Genomic DNA, 10,903 nt, shown 5'->3' on the forward strand with positions numbered 1-10,903 from the left:
GAAAGGAAGAGCACTTAAATACATTATAATGCTTGCAACGATATCGATTGTTGGCGTTTTTTTAGTACAATTTGCTTTTATTCGAAGCTCTTATAACCTCTCCGAAAAACAGTTTCAGGAGAGTGCAGCTGTAGCTTTAAAAGAGGTAGCCTGGCAGGTAATGCTTGCCACCGGAACCACCGAAAATTTCGACAGCATAACTCCTGTAGAAGTCATTTCCAACAACACCTACCTTGTGAATGTTGGTGTTGCCATCGACAAAGATTTGCTGAAACAGAATCTTAACACCCAGCTAAAACGACACGATATTTATTACGACTATGAGTTTGCGATCTATAATCCAACTCAGGAACAAATGGACGAGACCATTCTGGTACACACCGACGAGGATGAAGAGCCATCTGATTTTGAGTTTGTACTAAACGAAAATTACAGCAATTATTTTGGTATTCACTTCGCCGACCGGACTTCCTACTTTTTTAATCAACTTTCTATCTGGTATTTCTTAACGGCCTTGCTGATGTTGATTATCTTTTTCTTTGGATACACTTTATGGGTGATCATTCGCCAACGCCAGCTTTCCGAAATCCAGAAAAACTTTATCAATAACCTAACGCATGAACTAAAAACGCCTATCTCGTCAATAGCTTTGGCTGCAAATGTGATAAACGACGAAAAAATATTAAAATCGCCCAAGCGACTTTTTGAATACACCCGCATCATTCAGGATCAAACGCGGCGCCTATCGAAAAATGTGGAGAAGGTACTTAATCTGGCTTCTATCGAAAAAAGCCGAATTCATCTCAACCTTGAAAAAATTGAACTGGCCGATTTTTTGAATGAAGCCAGCCGTCAATTCCGCGATTCGAAAGCAGGCCAGCAAGCCACTGTCTCGATTGAAGCTTTCCCGGAAGAATGTATTATTTTAGCCGACCGTTTTCATTTTGCCAATTTGGTTTCGAACATCCTGGAGAATGCCGCAAAATATTGCGAAAAAACGCCCGCGATTAGAGTTGAACTTAAGAAAAGGCAGAAAATTTACGAACTGAATTTTATTGACAACGGCATTGGAATACCTCGCGAACACCGAAAAAGAATCTTTAAAAAGTTTTACCGGGTGCCAACCGGCAATGTTCACAACGTAAAAGGTTTTGGACTCGGACTCGACTACGTTTACAAAATTGTAAAAACGCATAACTGGAAAATTAAAGTTGCCGATAATCCCGATGGAGGAAGCATTTTTAGTATAACCATACCCAATTAATATGAATGATAATGCCTTTAAAATACTGCTGGTAGAAGACGATGAAGCCCTGCGGTTTATTGTACAGGACAATTTAACCGAGAAAGGCTACGACGTTGACGTGGCCGAAGACGGAGAAATTGCCCTTGAGCTTTTCAAAAATAACGAGTTCGACCTTATTGTGCTCGACGTTATGCTCCCAAAAGTAGATGGTTTCCAGGTGGCAGAAACCATTCGTAAATCTGACGAGCAGACACCAATTATCTTCTTAACTGCCCGCAGCATGACCGAAGACAAAATTACAGGTCTTACCATTGGCGGCGACGATTATATTCCCAAACCTTTCAGCATGGAGGAGCTGCTGTTGAAAATCAAGATATTTTTAAAACGCAGCCAGTCGCAGCCCGTTGTCTCGGGATCTCCGGCCGTTCTGAAAATTGGCAAATTCGATTTTAACTTTGACGATCTTTCGTTAACACTAAACGGGGAGGCCAGAAATCTGACCATGAAGGAAGCTGAGCTGATTCAGTTTTTTGCTCAAAATGCCAATAAAGTTCTTAGCCGCAACGAAATACTTGAGAAAGTTTGGGGATCCGACGATTATTTCCTGGGCCGCAGCCTCGATGTTTTTATCTCGCGCTTAAGGAAATATTTTAAAGCCGATGCTTCGGTAAAAATTATCAACCTGCACGGCATTGGATTTAGGTTTTCGGTAAAAAAAGACGACTGATTTTAAATCCTGCAAAAAACAACCTACCTTTGCAGGCGGTTGTAACAATTTACAACTGAAGAAGAAATATAAAAAGAGACAGCATTAACACAGGCAAAACGCATTTTATAAACTACTGATTTATAACAACAAACAAAGAAAGTACGTTTTTACACAAAAAAATGCATAAGTTTTTGGAAGAAATAAAAAAAGCACTATTTTTGCAGTCCGAAAATTCTGAATAGAAACAAGTAAAACTTTATAGAAATGAAACGCACATTTCAACCATCGAATAGAAAAAGAAAGAATAAGCACGGCTTTAGAGAAAGAATGTCGACTGCAAATGGTCGTAAAGTATTAAAAGCACGTAGAGCTAAAGGCAGAAAGAAACTATCTGTTTCTGACGAGCCAAGACATAAGAAATAGTAAAATCTTACTACAGCATATGGGAAGGTAAAGAACTCGGTTCTTTACCTTTTCGTGTTTATACATACTTGTAATCCCAATTTTCTTTGCCTTCAACCGCCTGTTCCTTACAAATACATTTAACAAATCAACGCATTTTTACTCCCTCACAACATTCTTTGATAAAAAAGAATTGGTTTATCGCGTAAATCCTTTCAACATACTTTTTTTGATTTATTTTTGTTCTCTTTATAGGTTCCATATATAAAATATGAGTTTAAGAAAATTTATTATCAGCCGTGCATTTTTAATGCACCTGTCGATTGCCATTGTAGTTGTGGCGCTACTTTTTTTTGCGACATTTAAAAGCCTGCAGCTTTATACACAACACGGAATATCTTATTCAGTTCCGGCTTTAACCGGCCTACAACTTGATGAAGCAACTGAGAGTGCCGGTGCCAACAAATTGCGGGTTGAAGTAATCGATTCGGTTTACAACAAAAATTTTGAACCGGGATCGGTTGTGGATCAACTTCCGCTGGCCAACTCCAGGGTAAAAGCAAACAGGGTAATAAAGCTGACCATTAACTCCAACGAACCTGAAAAAATTACCCTTCCGCGATTAACAGACATCTCATACCGACAGGCACAGGTACTTATCGAAAGTATTGGTTTACAGGTGATCAACACCTATTATCAGCCATCGGAGTACACCGATCTGGTATTAAGCGTGATGCAGGATTCTGTGGAGATTTTTGAAGGCGATAAAATTATTAAAGGATCAGGAATCGATCTGGTTGTTGGACGCAGTCAGGGAAATATGAGAACAACTTTGCCGAATCTCACCGGTTTTACACTGGACGAAGCGAGATCTACAGTAGCCGATGCCCTGTTAAATATGGGTGCCGTTATTTACGACAATACCATAAAAACAGGAGAAGACTCCATAAATGCCAGAATCTGGAAACAGTTGCCTAATCCGAAATTCACGAAACAAATCGAGATGGGTTCATCGGTCGACATCTGGCTGACTACCGACACGGTAATGATTAACGACGCATACGAAAGAACTTATAGATAATATGGAAGATTACATTCAGGAAAACGAAGAACTGGAAGAGAATGAACTGTACGAACATTACCGTTTATCAGTCGATCCGGGGCAATCTCCGCTACGAATCGATAAATTTCTTTCCAACCGAATTGAAAACGCCTCGCGAAGCCGTATTCAGGCAGCTGCCGATGCAGGAAATATCCTGGTAGACGGAAAACCGGTAAAACCCAATTATAAAATAAAACCCAACGAGGAAATTACTATCGTAATGGATTACCCTCGTCGCGAGCTAAAAATAATTCCGGAAGATATTCCATTGAATATTGTTTACGAAGACGACCAACTGGTTGTAATCAACAAACCTCCGGGTCTAGTTGTGCATCCTGGCCACGGAAATTACACCGGAACCCTGGTAAATGCACTCGCCTGGTATTTTAAAGATCTGCCGTTATTCAACAGCGAAGATCCGCGACCGGGACTTGTTCACCGCATCGACAAAGACACATCGGGATTACTTGTGGTAGCAAAAACCGAATTGGCAAAGAACAAGTTGGCACTTCAGTTTTTCGAAAAAACAACCGAACGCCGATACCACGCCCTGGTTTGGGGAAGCGTGCAGGAAGACGAAGGAACAATTACCGGCCACATTGGGCGAAGCCTGAAAAACAGACAGGTATTCACTGTTTTTCCTGAAGAAGATTACGGGAAACACGCAGTAACACATTACAAAGTATTACGACGCATTGGCTACGTAACATTGGTTGAGTGCCGCCTCGAAACCGGACGTACACACCAGATTAGGGTGCACATGAAACACATTAACCACCCGCTTTTTAACGATGCCAACTATGGTGGCGACAAAATTTTACGCGGAACAACCTTTAGCAAATACCGCCAGTTTGTGCAGAATTGTTTTAAAGAACTGCCGCGTCAGGCATTACACGCAAAAACACTTGGATTTATACATCCTACAACCGGAGAAAAAATGTTATTCAATTCGGAATTGCCTGAAGACATGGCAACCGCAATTGAAAAATGGGAAAATTATATAGCAAACCGAAATGAGTAAAAACAACAAACCAAATATTGCCGTAATCGCCGGAGGCGATTCATCGGAATTTGTAGTATCAGTAAAAAGTGGAGCCAACGTTTTAAAAGCTGTCGACAGCGAAAAATTCACCCCTTGGTTGGTGCAAATGCAGGGCCAGAAATGGGAGGTTTTTCAAAACGAAGAAAAAATTGCCGATGTCGACAAATCAGATTTCTCTTTCACCTTAGATGGCGAAAAAATAAAGTTCGACTTTGCATACATTAGCATACACGGAACACCCGGTGAAGACGGAATTCTGCAAGGGTATTTTGAGTTGTTGAACATTCCTTACTCAACCTGTAATGTACATTCTTCGTCGTTGACATTTAACAAGTGGTTTTGCAACAACTACCTGCGTTCCAATGGAATTAAAATGGCTGTTTCGCGTAAATTTAAACGCGGAGAAGAAATTAATCCTGAAGCTGTTGTTGAAGAACTTGGCCTGCCAATTTTTGTAAAACCAAATGCAGGTGGTTCAAGTTTTGGAATTACCAAAGTAAAAGAAACCGGCCAGGTAAAAGAAGCCATCGAAAAAGCCTGGAAAGAAAGTGAAGAAGCACTGGTTGAACAATTTATCGACGGGCATGAATTTACCTGCGGTGCCGTTCGTTTGAATGGTGAGAAAGTAATTTTCCCAATTACCGAAGTAATTCCAAATAATGAATTTTTCGATTTCGAAGCCAAATACACACCCGGAGCTGCTCAAGAAATAACACCTGCCCGTTTACCTGAAAATCTGTTTAAAGAATGCCAGGCACTAACATCAAAAATCTACGATTTGTGCGAATGTTCGGGTATTGTTCGAATCGATTTTATTCTACAGGGCGAAGAGTTCTATTTCCTCGAAGTAAATACTACTCCGGGAATGACGGCAACCAGTTTCATCCCGCAACAAATTGAAGCTATGGGAAGCACGCTAAAATCAATTATTTCGCAAATTATCGAGGAAAAACTGGCTAAATAATCAATTAACAATTGTGAACTACTCTTGTTTGCAACTGTTTAAAACAGAGTGAGCAATACTTTGTAACAGGCAATGTAAATTTCTATTTTTGAAATCGGCTTTTAAAAGTCCGGGCGAATATTGAATGCAGAAAAAATCAAAATGGCACAACGAAAAAGACCAAATCAACAACAAAATACAGTAGAACAAATTAATGCCCAATACGGTCAGCTTCCTCCTCAGGCAGTGGATGTTGAGGAGGCAGTTTTGGGTGCGCTTATGCTTGAACGCGACGCCTATGTTACCGTTGCGGATACTATTGATTCACCTAGTTTTTATAAAGAAGAACACCGAAAAATATTTGATGCGATAAAAACCCTTTCGGGAAAGGAAAAACCTGTCGATCTTTTGATGGTAACACAGGAACTTAAAGACCGAAACCAACTGGATGAAGTTGGTGGTCCGGGTTACATTACCCAACTTACCCGCCGGGTTGCATCGGCTGCTCACATCGAATTTCACGCGCGAATTATTGCGCAAAAATATATGCAGCGCGAGCTGATACGTGTTTCATCCGAGATACAAACAAAAGCTTACGACGACACCATCGATGTGGATGACCTGATCGATTTTTCAGAGTCTGCATTGTTTCAGGTTTCAGAAGGTAATATCAAAAAAGAAACGGTACCCATTAAACCGATCCTGAACCAGGCCGTGCTTCAAATTGAAGCAGCACGAAGTAAACCTGACGGTTTGAGCGGTGTTCCTTCGGGTTTTACCGCGGTTGACCGGATTACTTCGGGTTGGGAAAAATCGGCGCTGATTATTCTGGCCGCACGTCCGGCGATGGGTAAAACGGCATTTGTATTATCTATGGCACGAAACATGGCTGTTGACCACCGTCAGGCAGTTGCTGTTTTTTCGCTCGAGATGTCATCGTTACAGTTGGTAAACCGTTTAATTTCGGCAGAATCGGAATTGGGTGGTGAAAAAATTAAAACCGGTAAACTGGAGGATTACGAATGGGCACAGCTTAACCAACGAATTAAAACGCTTGACGAAGCACCTATTTTTATCGACGACACTCCTGCCCTCTCAATTTTTGAGTTCAGGGCAAAATGCCGACGCCTGAAAATGCAGCACGATGTCAACATTATTATCGTCGACTACTTGCAGCTGATGACTGCCGGAACCGATACTCGCGGAAGTCGTGAACAGGAAGTAAGTATGATTTCGCGTTCGTTAAAAGCGATTGCCAAGGAGCTTGATGTACCAATTATCGCACTGTCGCAGTTGAGTCGTGCCGTTGAATCGCGCGAAGGAAAACGTCCGCAGCTATCCGATCTTCGTGAATCGGGAGCGATTGAGCAGGATGCCGATATCGTGTGTTTTATTCACCGTCCTGAATATTTTGGCATTACCGAAGATGAATCGGGTAATTCACTGCTGGGAATTGCTGAGCTGATTATCGCAAAACACCGTAACGGTGCCACTGCCGATGTTCCGCTTCGTTTCCAGAAAGAGATGGCGCGTTTCTCCGATCTCGATCCGCAGTTCGATTCAGGAGATTTCTCGCGGGAGGTTCAAACCTTTGGCTCATCAATGAATCAGGATGATGATAACATGGCAGCCGGAATGTCGAGCAACAGTGGCTTCGACAGCCAGAATTCTCCAACAAGCGATGCACCGTTTTAAAATGAATGATGAATGAAGAATTTCGATTAACGATTAGAGATTTATGAGTAAAAGCAATAAACTTGCAAGGACTTACTTCTAAGATCAGAATTCGTTAATCATCATTCGCAAAACAATATGAACTAAAAACCCGTTTCGCTGTCATAATACAAAAACAACATGCGCACGCTCATTAAAATATTCCTCTTGCCGGTACTGCTTTTTATTTCGTTGCATGCCGGAGCCGTTCATTTACTCATACCAATGGACGATATGCAAAAGGATCACCTAAAATCGTATGGAATCGCTTATTGGGTGCTGGAGCAAGACATCGAAGTAAAATGGCTGCTGAATTACCGCGGGGGAAGTTTTTTAATGCAACACTACCCCGAAATTGAAAATGAGTGTGTGATACGTGGTGTGAGTTTCGAGGTAATCAGCGATGCACAGGCTTCGGGAATATTAAACGAAATTTCGCAACCCGATGTTAACGAGGACGCTGTGGCGATGAACAAAGCACCAAAAATTGCGGTGTATTCTCCTCCCAACAAACAACCCTGGGACGATGCTGTGACCATGGTTTTAACCTACGCCGAAATTAATTACGATATTATTTACGACGAAGAAATACTAAATGGCAACCTGAAAGATTACGACTGGCTGCACCTTCACCACGAAGATTTTACCGGTCAGTTCGGAAAATTCTGGCGCTCGTACCAACACATGCCTTGGTATCAACAGGAAGTTAGTATTAACAAACAGCTGGCACAAAAACTCGGTTTTATGAAAGTGTCGGAAATGAAGTCGTTTGTTACGCGCGAAATTCAGAAATATGTACAAAACGGCGGGTTCCTGTTTGCCATGTGCGCCGCTACCGATACTTACGATATTTCACTTGCTGCGGTGGGTGTTGATATTTGCGAAAGTATGTTCGACGGCGACCCAATGGAAGCCAATGTTGATGACAAACTCGATTTCCACAACACTTTTGCTTTCGAGAATTTCAGGCTGGAAAAGAGCCCGTATGTTTATGAGTTTTCAAACATCGATGCTACCGATCACCGTCATGTGGCCCGCGAAAACGACTACTTTACCCTGTTTGATTTTTCAGCAAAATGGGATCCAATTCCAACCATGCTTTGCCAAAACCACCGCAACCTGATTAAAGGTTTTATGGGTCAGACTACCGCTTACAGAAAAGAAGTATTAAAATCGAATGTGCTGGTACTTGGCGAGAATAAACCGGCCAATGAGGCGCGTTATATTCATGGTGAGCAAGGCAAAGGATTCTGGACCTTTTATGGAGGTCACGATCCGGAAGATTACCGCCACCTGATTGGCGATCCGCCAACCGACCTGAGCCTGCACCCCAACTCACCAGGTTACCGTCTAATATTAAACAACGTATTATTTCCGGCGGCTAAAAAGAAAAAACGGAAAACGTAGTGATTTTATGAACTGGAAGAAACATACAATTTCATTCCACCCCATTTTAACGTACAATTTTACCTTTACCGGGATAAAATAATTCAAGAATTTTTGACTCGTACTCTTCTGAAACATTTAACCACTGCAAAGCTGCACTATACGTACTGAATATCTTAAAACGCATGGGGAATTCTTTCACCGCATTTTTATAGATAGTACTAATTACCACATGTTTAGGCGTATCGGTTAATACGGCGACTTTTCGGGTTCCAACAACTTTTTTGTTATCGGTTAAATACGACTTATATCTTTCAACATCATCAGCCGTCAATAGAATTTTAGAATGACTGAGAACCGATAGAACACAATAGTTTTCATCATGTTCGTCATCATTAAACAATCTCTTTTTATGATCGAGAAACAACTCATAATCAAGATCCCCCATCATAAACTCAACGATAAATCTGCTTTCGGGAAATATTTTATATTTGATATAGCTGTCCATGTTTAATTATTCTAAAATAGTATTTTTTCTAAACATAACATTAACGAAATGCTAATCAATTGAAATTTAAACAGAAATATATTTTAAACAAACTGTTGCGTCAACAGTTGTTCTATTTTTAACTAGCAAATACCGCGGTTTGCGTCAATACTGCAGCAAAATCTTTTTATTTTTCTTTGTAATAAATATAGCCCAATATTTTATAATAAATTATATGTAAATACAAAATTTTACCTCCTGAACTACAACTATCATCAAACCTTAATTTCTTCTCAGCATTTTGGAAGTATAAAAATCAGCAAAAAAAAACTATAAAATCATTCTAAATTTACACCTGATTTTTCAGGCATATTGTTTTCTTTGCTCCTCAATCAAGTTATTACAAACCATTAACGACTATCTCATGGATCATGAAATGTGGTATGATCAGGAAAAGCAGATCATACATCTTAAATTTACAAGAGACTTTTTGACTTCAGATGTTGAAGGAATCAGAAAAGGGCTTTCAGAAGTGGGTGATAGTATTCCTTATCGCCAGTTAATCATTCACAGTAATTTATCGTATAAAATTGAGAATCGCGAAACCCGTGAAAAATCAAGCGAGTTACTTAGAGATTTTAAAATTTCGCATGTAGCTTTTGTTGGGGTTAGTGCTGCCAACCGAATGATCGCAAAAGTGATGCTAAAAACAGGGGTTATAAAAATTGAAGGCGATTTTTTCAAAACTCTCGAAGAAGCTGAAAATTGGATAATTAACAAAAGATAAAAACTATGACCGCAAAAATTGAATTCGAAAATTCAAAAAAAAGAATAGAACATATTGAAGATGTTCTGTCATCAGTTGCAGCAGGCGATCTGGACGTAAGGGTTGAAACAACTATTGAAGACGACTTAACAGGGGTTGAAGAAGCGATCAATATTCTTATCGAGGATCTCACTTACGAACTGAAGCAAAGTAAAAAAATGCGTGAAGAGCTGGAAGAGAAACTCAGTAAAATTGAGGAGCAACAAAACACCATTCTTCGCCAGCAAGACGATTTACTTGAGCTTTCAAGTCCGGTTACAAAAGTTTGGGACAATATCCTTATTCTGCCTGTAATTGGAACACTCGACAGTCAGCGTGCACAAATTATGATGGAAAACCTGCTTCATAAAATTGTTGAAACCGGTTGTACCATTTCAATTTTAGACATCACCGGTGTACCAACGGTTGACACCCAGGTGGCAAACCACCTGCTAAAAACAGTAACTTCTGCCCGTCTTCTCGGAGCCGATTGTATTATCTCAGGTATTAGTCCGGCAATTGCTCAAACCATCGTCCACCTTGGTATTGATTTGTCTGTAATCCGCACAAAAGCAACATTGCAGGATGCCATGATTTACTCCATGCGCAAGAACCGCCAGTTGGTAGATGGTAAAATCAAAACAGAACACGCTGAAAACGAAGAAATTGAAAACTAGATGGATTTAGCTTTACACGAAAAGAAGATCCCCATAATAAAAATTCACGATTTCCTGATCGTATCCATTCAGGTGGATATGCACGATAAATTAGCAATTCAGTTACAGGCGCAAATACTGGAAGAAATTGAAAAAACCGGGGCAAAAGGAGTATTAATCGATATCTCGGTTTTAGAAATGGTCGATTCTTTTATCGGCCGAATGCTTTCAGGAATGGCGTCGATGGCTTCGATAATGGATGCTGCCGTAGTTATTGTAGGTATGCAACCCGCCGTTGCCATCACACTTGTTGAACTGGGTTTGGAGATGCCGGGAGTTGATACAGCTCTGAATATGGAAAAAGGTATCGAAATGTTACAGGAAAGACTGGATTCGGAGTTTATTTAAAGCG

General features: G+C 40.5%; 12 protein-coding genes. 11 read left to right on the forward strand and 1 reads right to left on the reverse strand.

Translation table 11 applies throughout. The annotated features are described in order from the left end of the window. Positions 1–28: 28 nt before the first annotated feature. The 8 genes from SLH46_RS16535 to SLH46_RS16570 all read left to right on the forward strand — a co-directional run bounded on the left by SLH46_RS16535 (position 29) and on the right by SLH46_RS16570 (position 8,564). Positions 29–1,264 (forward strand): sensor histidine kinase, encoded by a 1,236-nt coding sequence (locus SLH46_RS16535; RefSeq protein ID WP_320282313.1) that lies wholly within the window; start codon positions 29–31, stop codon positions 1,262–1,264. A 1-nt stretch (position 1,265) separates the two neighbouring features. Further along, positions 1,266–1,973 carry a response regulator transcription factor gene (locus SLH46_RS16540; protein ID WP_320282314.1) on the forward strand — a complete coding sequence of 236 codons (708 nt, stop codon included), beginning with the start codon at positions 1,266–1,268 and terminating at the stop codon, positions 1,971–1,973. 246 nt (positions 1,974–2,219) lie between these two features. After that, entirely contained in the window at positions 2,220–2,378 is a 159-nt protein-coding gene (gene rpmH / locus SLH46_RS16545; protein ID WP_320282315.1) for a 50S ribosomal protein L34, read from the forward strand. Positions 2,379–2,628: 250 nt separating this feature from the next. Beyond that, positions 2,629–3,438: a PASTA domain-containing protein gene (locus SLH46_RS16550; RefSeq protein ID WP_320282316.1), complete on the forward strand. Its 810-nt coding sequence runs from the start codon at positions 2,629–2,631 to the stop codon at positions 3,436–3,438. A 1-nt stretch (position 3,439) separates the two neighbouring features. Further along, positions 3,440–4,480, forward strand: a complete 1,041-nt coding sequence (locus SLH46_RS16555; RefSeq protein ID WP_320282317.1) for an RluA family pseudouridine synthase — start codon at positions 3,440–3,442, stop codon at positions 4,478–4,480. Then, positions 4,473–5,465 carry a D-alanine--D-alanine ligase gene (locus SLH46_RS16560; protein ID WP_320282318.1) on the forward strand — a complete coding sequence of 331 codons (993 nt, stop codon included), beginning with the start codon at positions 4,473–4,475 and terminating at the stop codon, positions 5,463–5,465. The genes SLH46_RS16555 and SLH46_RS16560 overlap by 8 nt, the downstream gene beginning before the upstream one ends. Before the next feature lie 141 nt (positions 5,466–5,606). Further along, complete coding sequence (gene dnaB, locus SLH46_RS16565; protein ID WP_320282319.1) at positions 5,607–7,139, forward strand: replicative DNA helicase; 1,533 nt, start codon at positions 5,607–5,609, stop codon at positions 7,137–7,139. Positions 7,140–7,298: 159 nt separating this feature from the next. Then, positions 7,299–8,564: a hypothetical protein gene (locus tag SLH46_RS16570; protein ID WP_320282320.1), complete on the forward strand. Its 1,266-nt coding sequence runs from the start codon at positions 7,299–7,301 to the stop codon at positions 8,562–8,564. A gap of 46 nt (positions 8,565–8,610) precedes the next feature. On the opposite strand, the gene SLH46_RS16575 is transcribed toward SLH46_RS16570, so the two are convergent. After that, a complete protein-coding gene (locus tag SLH46_RS16575; RefSeq protein ID WP_320282321.1) occupies positions 8,611–9,051 on the reverse strand; it encodes a hypothetical protein in 441 nt (146 codons plus the stop codon). A 403-nt stretch (positions 9,052–9,454) separates the two neighbouring features. On the opposite strand from SLH46_RS16575, the gene SLH46_RS16580 reads away from it, so the two are divergent. Genes SLH46_RS16580 through SLH46_RS16590 form a run of 3 tightly spaced genes read left to right on the forward strand, consistent with a single transcriptional unit; the run spans position 9,455 to position 10,899 of the window. After that, positions 9,455–9,817 carry a hypothetical protein gene (locus tag SLH46_RS16580; protein ID WP_320282322.1) on the forward strand — a complete coding sequence of 121 codons (363 nt, stop codon included), beginning with the start codon at positions 9,455–9,457 and terminating at the stop codon, positions 9,815–9,817. 5 nt (positions 9,818–9,822) lie between these two features. Beyond that, on the forward strand, positions 9,823–10,512 hold the full coding sequence (locus tag SLH46_RS16585) for an STAS domain-containing protein (RefSeq protein WP_320282323.1): 690 nt from the start codon (positions 9,823–9,825) through the stop codon (positions 10,510–10,512). Then, entirely contained in the window at positions 10,513–10,899 is a 387-nt protein-coding gene (locus SLH46_RS16590) for an STAS domain-containing protein (protein ID WP_320282324.1), read from the forward strand. The last annotated feature ends 4 nt before the right edge of the window (positions 10,900–10,903 follow it).

Source organism: Draconibacterium sp. IB214405 (assembly GCF_033963885.1).
Lineage (GTDB): Bacteria > Bacteroidota > Bacteroidia > Bacteroidales > Prolixibacteraceae > Draconibacterium.

Coding starts and splice junctions, on each gene's coding strand:
- SLH46_RS16535 (WP_320282313.1), top strand. CDS start 29: ATGCTTGCAACGATATCGATTGTTGGCGTTTTTTTAGTACAATTTGCT.
- SLH46_RS16540 (WP_320282314.1), top strand. CDS start 1,266: ATGAATGATAATGCCTTTAAAATACTGCTGGTAGAAGACGATGAAGCC.
- rpmH (WP_320282315.1), top strand. CDS start 2,220: ATGAAACGCACATTTCAACCATCGAATAGAAAAAGAAAGAATAAGCAC.
- SLH46_RS16550 (WP_320282316.1), top strand. CDS start 2,629: ATGAGTTTAAGAAAATTTATTATCAGCCGTGCATTTTTAATGCACCTG.
- SLH46_RS16555 (WP_320282317.1), top strand. CDS start 3,440: ATGGAAGATTACATTCAGGAAAACGAAGAACTGGAAGAGAATGAACTG.
- SLH46_RS16560 (WP_320282318.1), top strand. CDS start 4,473: ATGAGTAAAAACAACAAACCAAATATTGCCGTAATCGCCGGAGGCGAT.
- dnaB (WP_320282319.1), top strand. CDS start 5,607: ATGGCACAACGAAAAAGACCAAATCAACAACAAAATACAGTAGAACAA.
- SLH46_RS16570 (WP_320282320.1), top strand. CDS start 7,299: ATGCGCACGCTCATTAAAATATTCCTCTTGCCGGTACTGCTTTTTATT.
- SLH46_RS16575 (WP_320282321.1), bottom strand. CDS start 9,051: ATGGACAGCTATATCAAATATAAAATATTTCCCGAAAGCAGATTTATC.
- SLH46_RS16580 (WP_320282322.1), top strand. CDS start 9,455: ATGGATCATGAAATGTGGTATGATCAGGAAAAGCAGATCATACATCTT.
- SLH46_RS16585 (WP_320282323.1), top strand. CDS start 9,823: ATGACCGCAAAAATTGAATTCGAAAATTCAAAAAAAAGAATAGAACAT.
- SLH46_RS16590 (WP_320282324.1), top strand. CDS start 10,513: ATGGATTTAGCTTTACACGAAAAGAAGATCCCCATAATAAAAATTCAC.